The 16,708-nt window shown below is 59.0% G+C and carries 19 protein-coding genes and 1 tRNA gene; 4 read left to right on the plus strand and 16 right to left on the minus strand.

From position 1 onward, the window contains the following. Positions 1 to 42: 42 nt before the first annotated feature. From M3P88_RS12730 to M3P88_RS12800, 15 genes are all read right to left on the minus strand, one after another. Positions 43 to 438, minus strand: coding sequence for a YidB family protein (locus M3P88_RS12730; RefSeq protein ID WP_249616388.1), 396 nt, complete (start codon positions 436 to 438; stop codon positions 43 to 45). A gap of 13 nt (positions 439 to 451) precedes the next feature. Further along, positions 452 to 865, minus strand: coding sequence for a YidB family protein (locus M3P88_RS12735; RefSeq protein WP_249616389.1), 414 nt, complete (start codon positions 863 to 865; stop codon positions 452 to 454). 226 nt (positions 866 to 1,091) lie between these two features. Continuing rightward, entirely contained in the window at positions 1,092 to 1,358 is a 267-nt protein-coding gene (locus M3P88_RS12740) for a hypothetical protein (RefSeq protein WP_249616390.1), read from the minus strand. Between the two features lie 134 nt (positions 1,359 to 1,492). Further along, positions 1,493 to 2,152: an amino acid ABC transporter permease gene (locus tag M3P88_RS12745; protein WP_249616391.1), complete on the minus strand. Its 660-nt coding sequence runs from the start codon at positions 2,150 to 2,152 to the stop codon at positions 1,493 to 1,495. Positions 2,153 to 2,251: 99 nt separating this feature from the next. Then, complete coding sequence (locus tag M3P88_RS12750) at positions 2,252 to 3,031, minus strand: transporter substrate-binding domain-containing protein (RefSeq protein ID WP_249616392.1); 780 nt, start codon at positions 3,029 to 3,031, stop codon at positions 2,252 to 2,254. A gap of 107 nt (positions 3,032 to 3,138) precedes the next feature. Next, positions 3,139 to 3,531, minus strand: a complete 393-nt coding sequence (locus tag M3P88_RS12755) for a hypothetical protein (protein WP_249616393.1) — start codon at positions 3,529 to 3,531, stop codon at positions 3,139 to 3,141. 70 nt (positions 3,532 to 3,601) lie between these two features. Beyond that, positions 3,602 to 4,693 (minus strand): redox-regulated ATPase YchF, encoded by a 1,092-nt coding sequence (gene ychF / locus M3P88_RS12760; protein WP_249616394.1) that lies wholly within the window; start codon positions 4,691 to 4,693, stop codon positions 3,602 to 3,604. A 64-nt stretch (positions 4,694 to 4,757) separates the two neighbouring features. Continuing rightward, entirely contained in the window at positions 4,758 to 5,270 is a 513-nt protein-coding gene (locus tag M3P88_RS12765) for a GNAT family N-acetyltransferase (RefSeq protein WP_249616395.1), read from the minus strand. Further along, on the minus strand, positions 5,267 to 5,851 hold the full coding sequence (gene pth, locus M3P88_RS12770; protein ID WP_249616396.1) for an aminoacyl-tRNA hydrolase: 585 nt from the start codon (positions 5,849 to 5,851) through the stop codon (positions 5,267 to 5,269). Before pth ends, M3P88_RS12765 begins: the two co-directional genes overlap by 4 nt. Before the next feature lie 96 nt (positions 5,852 to 5,947). Further along, positions 5,948 to 6,523 carry a 50S ribosomal protein L25/general stress protein Ctc gene (locus tag M3P88_RS12775; protein WP_124735427.1) on the minus strand — a complete coding sequence of 192 codons (576 nt, stop codon included), beginning with the start codon at positions 6,521 to 6,523 and terminating at the stop codon, positions 5,948 to 5,950. Between the two features lie 59 nt (positions 6,524 to 6,582). Beyond that, positions 6,583 to 7,566 (minus strand): ribose-phosphate pyrophosphokinase, encoded by a 984-nt coding sequence (locus tag M3P88_RS12780; protein WP_124735426.1) that lies wholly within the window; start codon positions 7,564 to 7,566, stop codon positions 6,583 to 6,585. 77 nt (positions 7,567 to 7,643) lie between these two features. Then, positions 7,644 to 7,718 (minus strand) — tRNA-Gln (locus tag M3P88_RS12785). 12 nt (positions 7,719 to 7,730) lie between these two features. After that, the gene (gene ispE / locus M3P88_RS12790) at positions 7,731 to 8,582 is read right to left on the minus strand and encodes a 4-(cytidine 5'-diphospho)-2-C-methyl-D-erythritol kinase (protein ID WP_249616397.1); all 852 of its coding nucleotides are present in this window, start codon (positions 8,580 to 8,582) and stop codon (positions 7,731 to 7,733) included. Beyond that, positions 8,579 to 9,154: an outer membrane lipoprotein LolB gene (locus M3P88_RS12795; protein ID WP_249616398.1), complete on the minus strand. Its 576-nt coding sequence runs from the start codon at positions 9,152 to 9,154 to the stop codon at positions 8,579 to 8,581. Before M3P88_RS12795 ends, ispE begins: the two co-directional genes overlap by 4 nt. Beyond that, the gene (locus M3P88_RS12800) at positions 9,151 to 10,881 is read right to left on the minus strand and encodes a tetratricopeptide repeat protein (RefSeq protein WP_249616399.1); all 1,731 of its coding nucleotides are present in this window, start codon (positions 10,879 to 10,881) and stop codon (positions 9,151 to 9,153) included. The genes M3P88_RS12795 and M3P88_RS12800 overlap by 4 nt, the downstream gene beginning before the upstream one ends. A 59-nt stretch (positions 10,882 to 10,940) precedes the next feature. Here M3P88_RS12800 and mutM point away from each other — a divergent pair, with 59 nt between their 5' ends. Further along, positions 10,941 to 11,759 (plus strand): bifunctional DNA-formamidopyrimidine glycosylase/DNA-(apurinic or apyrimidinic site) lyase, encoded by an 819-nt coding sequence (gene mutM, locus M3P88_RS12805; RefSeq protein ID WP_249616400.1) that lies wholly within the window; start codon positions 10,941 to 10,943, stop codon positions 11,757 to 11,759. After that, complete coding sequence (locus tag M3P88_RS12810; RefSeq protein ID WP_249616401.1) at positions 11,735 to 12,628, plus strand: lysophospholipid acyltransferase family protein; 894 nt, start codon at positions 11,735 to 11,737, stop codon at positions 12,626 to 12,628. Before mutM ends, M3P88_RS12810 begins: the two co-directional genes overlap by 25 nt. Here the strand turns inward: M3P88_RS12810 and M3P88_RS12815 are convergent. Next, positions 12,558 to 13,376, minus strand: a complete 819-nt coding sequence (locus M3P88_RS12815; RefSeq protein ID WP_249616402.1) for a symmetrical bis(5'-nucleosyl)-tetraphosphatase — start codon at positions 13,374 to 13,376, stop codon at positions 12,558 to 12,560. The genes M3P88_RS12810 and M3P88_RS12815 overlap by 71 nt on opposite strands. A 115-nt stretch (positions 13,377 to 13,491) precedes the next feature. Here M3P88_RS12815 and M3P88_RS12820 point away from each other — a divergent pair, with 115 nt between their 5' ends. Beyond that, positions 13,492 to 15,498, plus strand: a complete 2,007-nt coding sequence (locus tag M3P88_RS12820) for a UvrD-helicase domain-containing protein (protein ID WP_249616403.1) — start codon at positions 13,492 to 13,494, stop codon at positions 15,496 to 15,498. 186 nt (positions 15,499 to 15,684) lie between these two features. Then, a complete protein-coding gene (locus M3P88_RS12825; protein ID WP_249616404.1) occupies positions 15,685 to 16,491 on the plus strand; it encodes a DUF8692 domain-containing protein in 807 nt (268 codons plus the stop codon). The last annotated feature ends 217 nt before the right edge of the window (positions 16,492 to 16,708 follow it).

Genomic DNA, 16,708 nt, shown 5'->3' on the forward strand with positions numbered 1-16,708 from the left:
AAGTTCAGGCCGTGCAGGGTAAAGCAGGGATTTTAAACCAGTTCAGCGTTCAAACAGCGTCCCCAAGACGGAAAACATTCTGACAAAGCCATCTTCCGGCTCGGGCAGTTCGCCATTGGGTGTCAGCCTATCAAACAGCTCGGGCAAGGCTTCGGCCATGACTTTGGCTGCATTGAGCGAGGTCGTTTCCATCATATCGGCAAACTGCCCGACCGCTTTTTCGCCCAGCGCCATATAGATATCGGCCGGCGTCAGCGCCATATTTTCGCCACATCCAAGCCACGACGCCAACACGGCATCCAGGCCGATATCGCGAAAACGCTGCCCCAGACCAGCCAAGCCGCCATGCTCGTCCACCAGAACGGCCAGCGCCCGCATCACGGCATCATGCCGCCCCTCGCCCGACATCAATTCGCCCAAACGGTCAAAGCATTTCATACCACCTCCCGCGCTATGACTGCCCGAACAAACCCTTGAGCAAGGATGAGCCTTGGGACAGCAAATCGGTATTCCCTGCCGGCACTTCGCCGTTGGGCGTCAGCTTATCGACCAGCTGCGGCAGCGCTGTCGCCAGCGATTGCGCCACTTGCGATGTATCCAGCCCCATCTTGCCGGCTAGCGCAGCGATTTGCTCATTGCCCAGCACCTGTTCGATCTGGGACGCGGCAATCGCCTGATTGTCCCCGGTCGAGATCCAGGACGAAACAATCTCGCCCAAACCGCCTTGCTGGAATTTCTCTACCAAGCCACCCAGCCCCCCGTTTTGCTCCAGTAGCGAGTTCATGGCTCCCAGCATGCCCCCCTGCCCTTCCGTACCATCGGTGCTGTTACCCAGCATGCCGGTCAATTGATCCAAGAGTCCCATGATGATCTTTCGCGAGTGAAGGAACTACCAGTCTAGTTTTTGGCCCGCCAAAAACCAAAAAGCCCGCCAAAAAAGGCGGGCCCGCGATCAAACTGGCTCACAGAAAATCAGCAGCCCTTGTCGCACTTAGAGTGTGCTAACTATCTCGCAAGCAAGGGCGAGACAAGCCGAAAACGGCTGAGAAAGCGGAATGTACAGGTGGTACATGAGCATTTCGAAGCTGTTTTTAACGCCGTATCGTCGATGCACAGCAGATCGTGAACAGGTTCTTAGGGTCAGGGTTCTGGATCAGCAGGTGTACCCGCGTTCCGCGCGGCTCGCGCATTGCGTCGGTACCTGTGGACAGCACCTTGCCATCGGCCGGTGCCAGATCAGCCACATCCAGGGGTGAGATCACAGCTACACCCTGTACTTTATCGCCGGTATAAACGGTCGCGGCCTGGGCAGCCATGGCGCTCAGGGCCAAACTTACTGCAAGGATCAGTTTACGCATTACTTCTCTCCGATAAGGGGAAAGCCGGATAGCGGTAAACAAATAGCCGGTGGCAGGCAACTGCACGGCACAAAGAAGCAAAAGTTTCCACACTCCAGCAAAGAAGCCGCCCGCTAGCGCAACGCCCCTCCCCCTCAGCGCCGGTATGAAGCCTCCAGCCTCGCCTCCACCCGCTTTTGCACCCGCTCGAAACTGGCACTCAACACCCAGTAAATACCTGCCGCCGCCAGATACAAAGGCAGGGGCTGGAAGGTTTGAGCGATCACTTCCTTGGTCGCCAACATCAGCTCGGTCACCGTGATTACTGAAACCAGCGAGGTATCCTTGATCAGCGAAATCAGGCTGTTGGACAGACTAGGCACCGCCAGACGCAAGGCTTGCGGCGCGATGATGTAGCGCATGCTCTGCCACCAGGTGAAGCCCAGCGACTGCGCTGCCTGCCACTGTCCCTGGCTGACACCGCTCATCGCCCCGCGCATGCTCTCGGACAGATAAGCGGACACGTTCAGCGTCAGCGCCAGTATGCCGGCACTGACCGGATCAAACTCGATGCCGATGCCGGGCAGGCCGTAATAGATAACAAAAATCTGTACCAGCAAAGGGGTGCCGCGCATGGCACTGACGTACACCGCTGCGATCTGACTCAGTACCGGCAAGCGCGCCACACGCACCAAGGCCACGCTAAAACCTAAAATCAAGCCCAGCACCATGCTGACCAAGGCAAACATCAGCGTATACAGCACACCTTTGAGCATGACCGGCAAAGCCAGCTCGAACAGTTCCAACCACTCCATTACACATCCTCCCGCATTGCGCGGCACGCATAAAACAGCACGCCCCGCGCGGGCGGGGCGTGCACTACACCAATCAATAAATCAAATCATAGCGCCGGATCAGCGCGCTTGTGGCGCTTTGGATACGTCGGTACCAAACCACTTGATCGAGATCTTGCGCAATGTGCCGTCAGCCTGCATCGCAGACAGGGTCTTGTCCAGCGCGGCCTTGAACTGCGGATTATTACGCGCAAACGGAATGCCCATCTGCGTCAGACCGCCAACCGGCGCTCCAGCCTTAACCGGCAGACGCGACTCCTTAATGGCAAACGGGATCAGCAGGCTGTCGTTCAGCGCGGCATCGACGCGACCCGTAGCCAGATCCTGCAGGTATTCCGGTGCACCAGGGTAGGTCTTCACCTCGACCCCGGCCATACCCTTGGCCAGATCGGCATAATTACTGCCCTGGCCTACGCCGATTTTCTTGCCCTTAAGATCTTCCGCCGTAGCCAGCTTGCGGGTTTCGTTCTTGCGCACGATCAGTTGGGCGCTGGAAACGGTATACGGCTGGCTGAAATCGAAGACCTTCTTGCGCGCATCGGTAATCGAAACCTGGTTCATCACCACATCGAACTTGCCCGAAGACAGGCCGGCCAATAGCCCGCTCCACTCACCGGTGACAAACTGCGGCTTCACCTTCAGGCGCTTGGCGATTTCATTGCCCAACTCGACCTCATAACCGGTCAGTTGCTGCTGCTTGTCCTTGAAGTTGAACGGCGGATACGTGCCTTCCAGCGCGATAATCAGCGTGCCGCGCTGCTTGACGGTATCCAGCAGGTCGGCAGCAAAGGCATGGGAGCCCAGTAGCAGCATGGCAATAAGGGGCAGGCTTTTCTTCATATCGTAATAACCTTGAGTTATATGTATTGAATGCAATATTCAATTACAGACTATAACAAGACTCGTTCTTTTACTCCAGCCCCAAACGACAAATAAGTAAACAGCACTTAGCCAGTGAAACTACGCAGCAAGAGCCAGATCAGCAAGGCAAATACTGCGGCAGCGCCCCACAATACCCGCCGCCGCAGAATGCTTACGCGCGTAATCAGTTGCGCATTCTGTTCGGCCAGTTGCTTGACCAGTTCGCTTGACGCCTGCAACTGCTGCTGCGCCTCGGCCAGCCCCTGCTCCAGCGCCACAATGCGCGCATCCATGCGTGCCAATAGCGGGTCGTCGGCCGCAGCCGCATCGCTTTGCGGCACGATAACCTCGACCGGCTCTGCTGTCTTGGCTCGGGTTTTTTTCCATAACTTGCGCGCGCCTTCGGCAATCACCGGCGCATTACTGACGACTTCCGACCACGGCACGCTTTTCAACACGGCCAGCCAACTGATAGCCACGAGCTTCTCCCTGAAATGAAAACAGCCCGGCAAGAATAAGCTGCCGGGCTGTTGATCGTGCGGATAAGACTTAGACGTTGAACAGGAAGTTCAGTACATCGCCATCCTGCACCACATAGTCCTTGCCTTCGGCGCGCATCTTGCCCGCTTCCTTGGCCTTGGCTTCGCCGCCGTACGCGATAAAGTCATCGTAGGAAATGGTCTGCGCACGAATAAAGCCGCGCTCGAAATCGGTATGGATCACACCGGCTGCCTGTGGCGCAGTGTCGCCTACATGGATAGTCCAGGCACGCACTTCCTTCACCCCGGCAGTGAAATAGGTCTGCAGGCCCAAGAGCTTGTAAGCGCCGCGAATCAGGCGATCCAGGCCCGGCTCTTCCAGACCCATATCGGCGAGGAACTCGGCCTTGTCCGCGTCATCCAGATCGGCGATTTCAGACTCGATGGCTGCACATACTGCCACCACCGGTGCGCCTTCGGCCTCGGCCAGCGCCTTGAGCTTATCCAAATGCGGGTTATTCTCGAAGCCGTCTTCGGCGACGTTGGCCACATACATCGCCGGCTTGATGGTCAGCAGGCATAGCGGCTTGAGCATGGCGCGCTCTTCGTCGTCCAGCTTGAAGCCGCGTACCGGCTTGCCTTCGTTCAGGTGCGGCAGCAGTTTTTCCAGCAGCGCCACCAGCTTTTGCGCGTCTTTGTCGCCGGAGCGGCCCTTCTTGCTTTCGCGCACGATGGCTTTTTCCACCGCAGACATATCGGCCAGGGCCAGTTCGATGCCGATGGTTTCCAGATCGGCAATCGGGTCGACCTTGCCGGCGACGTGGATCACATTGTCGTCGTCAAAGCAGCGCACCACATTCACGATGGCATCGGTTTCACGGATATTGGCCAGAAACTGGTTGCCCAGGCCTTCACCTTTGGATGCGCCCGCCACCAGACCGGCGATATCGACGAACTCGACAATGGCAGGCTGGATTTTTTGCGGGTTGATGATTTTGGACAGCGCAGCCAGACGCGGGTCCGGCACTTCCACGATACCGACGTTAGGCTCGATGGTGCAGAACGGATAGTTAGCCGCTTCGATACCCGCCTTGGTCAGGGCGTTAAACAGGGTGGACTTGCCGACGTTGGGCAGGCCGACGATGCCGCATTGCAAACTCATGGGGATTTCCTCGTATAGGATGGCGCCCAGCCCAGCCGGCTGGCGTCGAATGTTTAGGATTGTATCACCGCAATCGCGGTGCTTTGTCTTGGCGCACACAGGGCGGCTGCCACAGCATGCGGGCATTGGCAAACGACTCGCCCTGCTTGAGCACCAGGCGCCGCGCGATCACGACAAAACCGTGATGGGCAAATAAAGCCTCGGCACGCAGGCTGACGTCGGCGTACACACGCGCTAAACCGCGCTTGCCGGCTTCTGCCAGCAAGAAGGCCAGCAAGTGGCGCCCGACGCCGCATCCTGCCGCGGATGCGGCCACGAAAAAGTGGTCAATCAGGCCATCGTTCTGCAAATCGGCATAGGCCGCCACGCGCCCATCTTGCCTGACAACATAGGGCGACAAGCGCGCCATGCTGTCGCACCAGTGCAAGTATTGCTGCGCATCCAGCGGCGGCGCCCAGGCCATGCACTGGGCCGGCGTGTAATCGCGGCAGGCCAAGCCATGCACCGACGACTCGAATACCGCACGCAGCTCTGCCGCATCCTCCACAGCAAAAGGGCGGATGGAAAACCCGCTCATTTGGCTATGGTATGCAGAACCTTCATCGCTCCGGGCATATCGCCGCGAATCGCTTGCGGCAGCACGGCGAGCGCGCGCGCGATGGCGTCGTCTATCGCTTGCTGCTCTTCGGCACGCGGTTTTTTCAGTACGAAATTGACCACCTCGGCACGATCGCCCGGATGGCCAATACCCAGCCGCAGACGCCAGAAATTCGGCGTACCCAGCTTGGCGATAATATCTTTCAGGCCATTATGACCGCCATGGCCACCGCCTTGCTTGAGTTTGGCGACGCCAGGCTCAAGATCAAGCTCGTCATGGATGACCAGCACTTCTTCCGGTGCAATCTTGTAAAAGCGCGCCAAAGCGCCAACCGACTGGCCGGACAGGTTCATAAAGGTCATCGGCTTGAGCAGCCACAGATCTTCGCCGTCCAGCTTGACCCGGCCGGCTTCGCCAAAAAATTTGCCTTCGGGCCCCAACTGGGGTGCCTTGAGCTGGTAGGCCAGTTCATCCACCAGCCAGAAGCCGGCATTATGGCGGGTTTTTTCATATTCGGCCCCGGGGTTGCCCAGGCCGACAATCAGGCGAATTGTGGACATCGCACATTCCAATCAGACAGGGCCAAACTCGCTGCCCAATAAAAAAGCCCGCTGTACCCGTAAGGGACACAGCGAGCCTGATGCTTTTGCGCCGAATTACTCGACGATCACACCGGAAGCCGAAGCAACGGTAGCGTTATCGCCACGTGCCAGAGCAACAATTTCAACGCCTTCTGGCAGTTTCAGATCGGACAGGTGAACGATCTGGCCGGCAACCATGGCCGACAGGTCAACCGAGATCGACGAAGGCAGGTTAGCTGGCAGGGTGCGCACGTCTACTTCGGTGGTCACGTGGGAGATACGGCCGCTATGCAGCTTGACAGCTGGGCATACATCGGCGCCAACGAAGTGCAGAGGCACTTTAACGTGTACTTTTTCGTTCGGGTTCACGCGCTGGAAGTCAGCGTGCATCACCATAGGCTTAACCGGGTGCATCACGAAGTCGCGCAGCAGAACCTGTTCTTTGGCGCCGTCGATCACCAGATCGATTACGCTGGCGTGGAAAGCTTCTTCTTTCAACGCGTAGAACATTGGGTTGTGATCCATGGTGATGGATACGGCATCCTTGTTGTCGCCGTAAACAATCGCAGGCAGTTTGCTAGCGTGACGCAGGCGGCGGCTCGCACCCGTACCCAGCTCTTCGCGCTTAGCAGCAATCAGTTCGTAAGACATGGTATTTCCTTATATTTCACGTTAAAAGCAGCAGGCCACCGCGACCAGTGGCCATGCCGTTACGGCAGGCAAGCGCCTGTCGAAACCAGATCCTCATTGAAGAGGTAGGACACCGACTCTTCGTTGTTGATGCGACGCAGCGTTTCCGCAATCAGGCCGGCGATGGAGACCACGCGAATGCGCGGGCTCTGTCTTGCAGCAGCCGACAACGGGATGGTGTCTGTCACCACAACCTGGTCGATGTCCGAATTGGTAATGCGCTCTACGGCCTGGCCGGAGAAAATGGCATGGGTCGCATAGGCCAGCACACGCTCGGCGCCGCGCTCTTTCAGCGCGGATGCAGCCTTGCACAGGGTGTTGGCGGTATCGATCATATCGTCGACGATCAGGCAGGTGCGGCCCGATACGTCACCGATGATATTCATGACTTCGGCCACATTAGCCTTGGGACGACGCTTGTCGATAATGGCAAGGTCGGTATTCAGTGCCTTGGCAACGGCACGCGCACGCACCACGCCGCCGACATCGGGGCTGACGACGATCAGGTCTTCGATGCGCTGGGCACGAATGTCCTTCAGCAACACGGGAGTCGCATAGACATTGTCCACCGGCATATCGAAGAAGCCCTGGATCTGGTCGGCGTGCAGGTCAACAGTCAGCACGCGGTCGATGCCGGAGCTGGTCAGCATATTGGCGACCAGTTTGGCGGTAATCGGCACTCGGGCGGAACGCGGACGGCGATCCTGACGGGCATAACCGAAATAAGGGATGGCTGCCGTAATACGACCGGCCGAAGCGCGTTTGAGCGCGTCGGCCATGGTGAGGATTTCCATCAGATTGTCGTTGGTCGGCGCACAGGTCGACTGCAGAATGAAAACGTCGCGACCGCGTACGTTCTCCAGTAGCTCCACCGCTACCTCACCATCGCTGAACTTGCCGACATCGGCACGTCCCATCGAGATATCAAGGTGTTTAACCACGTTTTGCGCGAGGTCCGGATTTGCTGTTCCGGTAAAAACCATCAAACTATCGTAAGCCGCCATCACCAATCGCCTGTCACTGAGCTGAATAAAGAAAAAGCGAGTAAGAATGACTTACTCGCTTTTTTGCTTTTGATTTCTGGCTGGGGAGGTAGGGATCGAACCTACGAATGCCGGAATCAAAATCCGGTGCCTTACCACTTGGCGACTCCCCAGTAAAACTGATATCAGACCTTGTCGCACAACGGATGCTGACCTAAACCTCTCGTCACAAACCCGTTGAATCTAGCCGACACTGCCGTATAAATTCTGTTTGCCTGGCTCTCTGACTGACACTCCAGAAACACACAACTTCCGGACCCAGTCATCAGCGGTGAACCATATTTGCTTAGCTCGCTCACAGCCTCGCTCACCGCCGGGTACATCTCACAAACAACCTGCTGCAGCGCGTTTCGTTGTTGCTGCGTTGTTTTGAGGATTCGCATTATGCCCACCTCGTCTTGCCCTGTCAACACCTTTTGTGAAAAAGTTTTAAAAACTTCAGCTGTAGGCACATTAACTCCGGGGTGAAGCACCACATACCAGGCCGGCAAAGCCTTGATTTCACTGAGTTCTTCACCTATTCCGGTCGCCCGCGCATTACGCCCAAAAATAAAAACAGGAACATCGGCGCCCAGCTGCAAACCCAACACCATCAATTGTTCGCGCGTCAGCGCTGTCTGCCATAAACGGTTTAATGCAAGCAAAACCGTGGCGGCATCCGAACTGCCGCCCCCCAAGCCGCCCCCCATGGGAATGCGTTTGCTGACACGGATATTCACGCCCAGCGTCGAGCCGCTATGCTGCTGCAGCAAGCGTGCAGCGCGTACCGTCAGGTCGGATTCGGCCGGCACACCCGGCAAAGGATTGACCAGTACGATCTCGCCATCGTCGCGCACGGCCAGTTCGATCGTGTCGGCCAGATCGATAAAACGGAATACGGTATCCAGCAAATGGTAGCCATCGGCGCGCTTGCCCACGATATGCAAGGAGAGGTTGAGTTTGGCGGGCGCGGCAAAGGCGAGGTAATTCTCGTTCATGGCAGAATGGCAGGTAAATGGATTGAGGGCGTGCGCCATTCGCTGGCAACGACGCGCAGCGAAATATCGTCGCGCACCAGGTCGATGCGCTGCGGATAGGCCGCGCCCGGTTCATCGGAAACAAAACGTATGGTCCAGCCTTGCTGCAGCAGTGCACCATCGGCCAAAAATTCATGCGGCACGCCAGGCGCGGCACGGCCGCGCACCCACCAAGCGAGGTTAGCCAGCGGCAAGGGCCAGCCCAACACCTGTTCGGTCAGTGTCTCGACATCGGCCGCATGCCAGCTTTTGCCGTCGGCCAACAACAATACCCCCTCTGCGTCACGCGTCACCCGCGCAACCGTCGTACCCAAAGGGGTATTGACCGACAACTCGTCACGCGCCGGCGCATGCGTCCACTCAAAGCGTGCCAATTGCCCCTTGCCAGCGGCCTTGACCGACAAACGACCGGACAGATTGAACGGCGCATCGACCGGCACCGCTTCCTGCGGCGCATGAAACGGCAATTCGCGGCTGGCACAGCCCCCCAGCAGCAGGGCCAGCGTCAGACAGAGCGCGCGAGGCAAACTCATGGTGCCAGCCTTTTGATGGTTTCCTGCAACACCTCGTGCTGCGGGAAGGGCGTCAGCGCCTTACGCCAGATGGCAAGCGCCTCATCCTTGCGCCCGACCTGCCATAAAGCCTCGCCTAAATGGGCGGCAACTTCCGGGTCAGGCAAGCCCAGATAGGCTTTTTGCAAATAGCGCACGGCGTCGGTATAGCGACCCAGCTTGAAATTCACCCAGCCCAGACTGTCCAGAATCATGGCGTTATCCGGGTCAGCCTTGTGGGCGCGCTCGATCAGCGCCAGCGCCTCGCGATAGCGCGTCGTGCGGTTGGCCAGCAAATAGCCCAGCGCATTCAAGCCTTGCGCGTCGTCCGGCTTTTCTTGCAGATAGGCCTTGAGATCGCGCTCAGAAGCGGCAAACTTGCCCTGCATTTCCAGCACCAGCGCGCGCTCGTATAAGAGTTCGGGCGCTGTGGGCTCGCTGGCCAGTGCCCGATCCAGATTCAGCTCGGCCAGATCCAGCCGCTGCTGCTGGCGGGCAATCTGCGACTGGAACAAGGCCACCTGAATTTTTTCCTGCGCGGTCGTGCCCATGCTGTTCATGCGCGCCAACACCTGAGCAACATTGTCGCCCTTGGCATCCAGTACCGCCAGGCGCACCTGGGCCGGCAAATAATGTTCACCCTGCCCGACCGCTGCATACCAGCGCCGAGCCTCGTCCTCGCGCTCCAGTTCCTGATTAACCTGCCCCAGAGTCAGGCGCAGATAATCCGTCTCCGGATGGCCCACCTTAAGCGCCTGCTCCAGATAAGGCACGGCCGCTTCCAGTTCGCGCAGCTGGAATGACAGCAAGCCCAGTGCATACAAGACATCGGGCTGGGCCGGATAGCGTTTCAACAACTCGGCAAAGCTGTCGCGCGCCTCGGAAAAGCGCTTGGCGCTGACCAAGAGCCGCGGATAAGCCAGACGGATTTCCAGCGCGGCCTCGGGCCGGCGCGCAAGCTCGCTCTTGAGCAAGGCCAGCGCAGCTTCAGGCTGGTCGCGACGCAAACGGTCAACCTGCCAGGCGACCGGGAGATCCCATTTCGGCGCCAGACGCGCCAGTGCATCCATTTCCTGTGCCATTGCCATCTGGTCACCCGCCTCGGCAGCTACCGCCAGCAAGGCAAAGCGCGCCTCGGGCAAGTCGGGATAGCGCGCAGCCAGATCCCGGGTCAGCTGATAAGCCGCGGCCTTATCCGGCTGGCGGGCCGTCAGCCTGGCCAGCTGGACAAACACGGCCGGTGCCCGCTCGGGGCGGTCGGCCAGCAGGCCTTCGATCAGCGGGCGGCTTTGCGCCAGCTTGCCGCTACGCAGCAGGGCGATAAACAACTGCTCGCGCGCATTCTCTGAGGCGGGATCAAGCTCCACCCAGAGGGTCAGCGCCTGCGAAGCCGTCTCCAGTTGGCCGGACAACATGGCAAACTCGGCTGCGCGCTGTGCCAGACGCGGGTCGCGCGCCTCGCGCGCCAGTTCGAGATAAGTCTGGGCCGAGGCGCCGGCACCGCCACGCTGGGCGGCAATCTCGCTGATAATCACGCCGTAGAAAAGCTGTGGCGACAAAGGCAGATGCGGCAAGGCCGCCTCTGCGCGCGCACTCTCGCTAACCGCCACCGAGGCAGGGCCAGGCTCGATGCGGGCCAGACGCGAAGACGCGCAGCCGGACAGGGCCAGCAAGGTAAACAAAGGCAGCAATGCAGAATGAGGTTTCATGCTCGATCAATTTCCCGGGTGAGCGCGTAGAATAGCATGGCCTTATCCGGATATTCACCATGCCTGAACTACCAGAAGTCGAAACCACGCGCCGCGGCATCCAGCAGCAGCTGACAGGCGAGCGCATCCGCGCCCTTGTCGTGCGCAATCCATCCTTGCGCTGGCCTATCGATCCGGCCCTGGGCACCATCCTCTGCGGCCAGCGCATTCTGGCCGTTGGCCGGCGCGCCAAGTATCTGTTGATCGAATGCGAACAAGGCACGCTCATCATCCACTTGGGCATGTCGGGCAGCCTGCGCTTTGTGACGCCGGCGACTGCACTTGAAAAACACGACCACGTCGATCTGGTGCTGGATAGCGGCCAGATTTTGCGCTACCGCGACCCGCGCCGCTTTGGCGCGGTATTGTGGCAATACGGACTCGCCACACTGCACCCGCTACTGGCCAGACTCGGGCCGGAGCCGCTCGCGGATGATTTTGACGGCGCCACGCTGTTTCGGGCGACACGCAAGCGCAATAGCGCCATCAAGCTGGTCATCATGGACAACCACGTCGTGGTCGGTGTGGGCAACATCTACGCCAACGAGGCGCTATTTCAGGCCGGCATCGCCCCGACCCGGCCCGCTGCCAGCCTGACTGAGACCGAATGCGCGACACTGGCCGCTGAAATCAAGACGGTACTCACCCGCGCCATCGCGGCAGGCGGCAGCACCCTGCGCGACTTTGTCGACGCCATAGGCAAGCCCGGTTACTTCCAGCAGAGCTATTTTGTCTATGGCCGCAGCGAGCAGCCCTGCCTGCGCTGTGGCAGCCCGATACGACAGATTCGCCAAGGGCAACGCAGCAGCTTCTTTTGTCCGCATTGCCAGCCGTGCTAGAGTGCCAGCCTGTCATTACCCCGGAAAGCCCGCGTATTTTGACCACCACCATCCCCAAAGTCTCCATCCTGACCCGCTTGGCACGCCTTGTGCGCATGAGCAGCCATATCGCCCGCGGCTTTTTTATTCTGGCCGTACGCTACCCGCATCTGGCCAACGCCGAACGCGCGGTGATTACCCGTGCCTGGGCACGCAAGATGCTGTCCATCTTCGGCGTGGAAGTACGCATTAGCGGCGACAACCCCGGTTTTTACCCGCCCAATACGCTTTTGGTGGCCAACCATGTTTCATGGCTGGACATTATTGCGCTCAGCAGCGGCACGGTGTCGCGCTTTGTGGCCAAAAAAGAAATCAGCGATTGGCCCATCGTCGGCACCATGGCCAAGAATGGCGGCACGCTGTTTATCGACCGCAGCAACCGGCGCGACGCCAGCCGCATCAATGGCCAGCTGGCCGATGCACTGAGCCAGGGCGGCTGCATGTCGGTGTTTCCCGAAGGCACCACCAGCGACGGCTTCGGCCTGCTGCCGTTCAAGGCATCCTTGTTCGAGTCCGCGCTACTGGCCAAGAGCCGGGTGCAACCGGTGGCCATCCGCTATCTGGACGCCCACGGCCAGCAAACCGACACCCTGTCTTATGTCGGCGACCATAGCTTCGGCCTGATTCTGAAACGCCTGCTGACCATGAAAAAACTGGTGGTCGAGCTGCATTACGGCCAGTCGCTGCAGGCCGGCGAAGGCGAACTGGCCAGCCGCTTTGCCATTTCCAATGCCGCACGGCGCGAAATACTGGCCGGGCTTAATCTATCTGACGATACGCAGGACACGGCTCGGCAAACACTTGCCTGTCCTCAAGCCGTAACGCAGTAAGGCTGCCGCCCCACAAGCAGCCGCTATCCAGCCCCAGAATATCTTCGGTCAGGTGCAGGCCCAGCGCCGACCAGTGGCCGAAGATCAGCGGCGTACCGGCGCTTTGCCGTGCCTTGGCCGCAAACCAAGGCTGCAAGCCGGCCGGCGCATCCGGCAGCTCGCCCTTATAGGCAAAATCGATCTCGCCATCGCGGTTGAGAAAGCGCATGCGCGTCATCGCATTGACGATCATGCGCAAACGGTCCATGCCCTTGAGTTCGTCACGCCAACGCACCGGCTTATTGCCATACATCTTGCCCAGAAAAGCGTGAAAATCCTTGCCGGTGAGCGCAGCTTCCACCTCAGCGGCCAAACCCAGCGCCCGCGGGACCGTCCACTCGGGCATCAGCCCGGCGTGCACCATGGCATAGCCCTGCCCCTCGACCATCAAGGGCTGGCAACGCAGCCAGTCCAGCAACAGCTTGCCGTCGCCGGCCTTGAGAATATCGAGCAGAGTATCGCCCCGCCCCGGCTTGCCGAAACCTTCGGACAATGCCAGCAGATGCAGGTCATGGTTGCCCAGTACGATCTGTACGCAGTCGCGGTGCTGGAATACCCAGCGCAAGACCGCCAGCGAATCGGGGCCGCGGTTGACCAGATCGCCGGTCAGCCACAGGGTATCGCGCCCGGGATTGAACTCGATACGCTGCAGCAACTGCATAAAAGGGGCGAAACAGCCCTGGATATCGCCGATAGCGTAGGTAGACATGCCCATCCTTATGGTTGATTGCGCGCCGCCATGATAGCGCAAGGCATCGTGCTAAAATGCAGCGCTTGCGTGCACAGCGCCCCGCCCGCCCCTCTTGCCGAATAGCCGAACCACCATGTCCGCACAACTGAACACCCCGCAACGCGAAGCAATCCACTATCTTGACGGCCCCTTGCTGGTACTGGCTGGTGCCGGCTCGGGCAAGACGCGCGTGATTACCTTCAAGATCGCCCATCTGATCCGTCACGGCGGCATGAATGCGCGCAATATCGCCGCCATCACCTTTACCAATAAGGCGGCGCGCGAAATGATGGAGCGGGTCAGCAAGCTGATGACAAGCGATGAAGTGCGCGGCCTGACCGTATCGACCTTCCACTCGCTGGGGATGCAGATTCTGCGCCAGGAAGCGCCGCATCTGGGCTATAAGCCGCAGTTCTCCATTCTCGACTCGTACGATGCCGGCAAGATCATCTCCGACATTCTCAAAAGCACGGCCAAGGATGAGGTGCGCAAGGTACAAAGCCAGATTTCGCTATGGAAAAACGATTTCAGGACGCCGGACGAAATGATCACCGAGGCTGCCAACGATTGGGAAATGGTGTGCGCGCGCGTTTATCTGAGCTATCAGGCCACGCTGACCGCCTATCAGGCGATGGATTTCGATGACCTGATCCGCCTGCCGGTCGAACTGTTCCGCCACCACCCTGAGGTGCTGGCCAAATGGCAGGCCAAGCTGCGCTATCTGCTGCTGGACGAATATCAGGACACCAATACCTGCCAGTACCAGATGGTCAAGCTGCTCACCGGCGCGCGCGGCATGTTTACCGCCGTGGGCGACGATGACCAGAGTATCTACGCCTGGCGTGGCGCCAATATGGAAAACCTGCGCCTGCTGCAAACCGACTTCCCCAAGCTCAAAATCATCAAGCTGGAGCAGAACTACCGCTCCAGCGTGCGCATCCTGCGCGCCGCCAACTCGGTGATATCCAACAACCCCAAGCTGTTCGAGAAACAGTTATGGAGCGAACTGGGTCTGGGCGAACCCATCCATGTGGTGCAATGCAAGGATGAGGAAAGCGAGGCCGAAATCGTGGTGCAGCGCCTCTTGGCGCACAAGTTCGAGCACCGCACCGAATTCAAGGACTACGCCATCCTCTATCGCGGCAACTATCAGGCACGCATCTTCGAGCAGGCACTGCGCAACCAGAAAGTGCCCTACCAGATGTCGGGCGGGCAAAGCTTCTTCGACAAGCCCGAAATCAAGGACGTGCTGTCCTATATGCGCCTGATCACCAACCCGAATGACGACCCGGCCTTTATCCGCGCACTGACCACGCCCAAGCGCGGGGTCGGCGCCGCTACACTGGAAAAGCTGGGTGCCTGGGCCGGGCAGCGCCATAACAGCCTGTTTGCCGCGGCGCAGGAAACCGGCTTCCAGCAGCAGGTGCAGGCGGCACAACTGGCGCCACTGGAACAGTTCTGCCACTTTATCAACACCCTGCAATACCGCGCCACGCGTGAAGATGCCGGCCCGCTGGTGATGGAGATGCTGGGTGCCATCGGCTACGAAGTGTGGCTGTTCGACAGCGAAGACAGCCCGCGCATCGCCGAAACCAAGTGGAAAAACGTACTGGAACTGGTGGCATGGCTGGCCAAAAAGGGCGAGGCCGACGGCAAGAACCTGATTGAGCTAAGCCAGACCATTGCGCTGATCACCATGCTGGAGGGGCGCGACGAGGGCGATGTGGATGCGGTCAAGATGTCGACGCTGCATGCGTCCAAAGGGCTGGAGTATCCGCATGTGTTTCTGGTCGGCTGCGAGGAAGGCATCCTGCCGCATAGCGAATCGGTGGATAACGGCATGGTCGAGGAAGAACGGCGCCTGATGTATGTCGGCATCACCCGCGCCCAGCGCAGCCTCACGCTGAGCTACTGCGTCAAACGCAAGCGCGCCGGCGACTGGCAGTTTGTCGATCCATCGCGCTTTATCGACGAAATCAGCGGTGACGACATCCGCCACTTCGGCCGCCCCGGGGCCGAACCCATCGTCAGCAAAAATGAAGGCAAATCGCGACTGGCCGGGCTAATGGCCTCACTGGACAGCAAGACACAAAAACCCTGATGTCCCCGGAAAAAGTGCCGGCTTTGCGCGGTCCGGCGCCACCAAATAGTGAAGCTATAAATCAGCCAGCCTGGGAGTTGGCACCGACCTATGCCTGACAAGCCCATATCATACACATGCCATCTTGAATTTAGCCGGACATTGCCTAGCGTGTAATGAAACAGACATAGAGCGGAGTAAGGGGAAATGTCCAGGAACTGCGTAAGCCTCAACGTACACCGTGCCATTGGCTGGCTCTATGTCATCGCGGCCATCCTGCTGTGCAGCGGACTGCTGATCGAAAGCCTAAAGCTGCACTGGATGACCGAGCGAGTGTTCGGCATCGGTAATATGTTCAACGTCGACGAAGAAGACAATATTCCGACCCTATTCTCCGCCCTGAATATGCTGATCGCTGCAATGTTGCTGTTTTTGCAGGCACGATTGGAGTCTGTGGCGAAAAACAGACCCTACTGGCTCGGGCTAGGTATGATTTTCGTTTATCTGTCGCTCGACGAAGTGCTCTCCCTGCACGAGCGACTAGGGCCGCCGCTGCGTGCGACGCTTGGTATCCATGACGGTTTTTTTTATTTTGCCTGGCTGCTGGTGGTGCTGCCGCTGGTAGCCTTACTGGGGCTCATTTACCTGCGGTTTTTGCTACGGCTGCCGCACGGGCTTGCACTTGGACTAGTAGCAGCCGGCGTCGTATTTATTGGCGGCGCGGCCGGCATGGAAATGCTGGGCGGTTGGTATTTCTCCCGACATGGCGTACACAATATGACATACATCTGCGCGGCAACGATAGAGGAAGGACTGGAGATGTACGGCGTCGTTCTGCTGATCCGGGCGCTGCTGAGATATATGGCACCTAAGGGAATAATACGGATTGACTTCGGCATGCCGCTGACACAGGCAGAAACGGTGGCCGGATGCCGACTCCTGCCGGTCTCCGTAGTCGGGCTTGCGGCCAGAAGAGTTTGCCAGAGGCGCGATGCCCTTGGCCGACAGCCATAAGCGGTAGACCTCCCGTACTTGAGCGAAGCCAGGGTATTGGTGAGCATTACCAGCCATCCACGCCGAACTGAAGAGCCAGGTGGAGCATGATCCAGCAGGCCTCGCCCCAAAACTGCAAGACACGAAAGCCCAGATGCCCCCGGTAAAAATGCCGGTATTGAGCGGACCAGAATCGCCGATGACCACGCTGAAAATTGGTAGCCATACCTATATCAGC

Origin of the sequence: Craterilacuibacter sp. RT1T (assembly GCF_023502145.1) — a bacterium.
Lineage (GTDB): Bacteria > Pseudomonadota > Gammaproteobacteria > Burkholderiales > Chromobacteriaceae > Craterilacuibacter.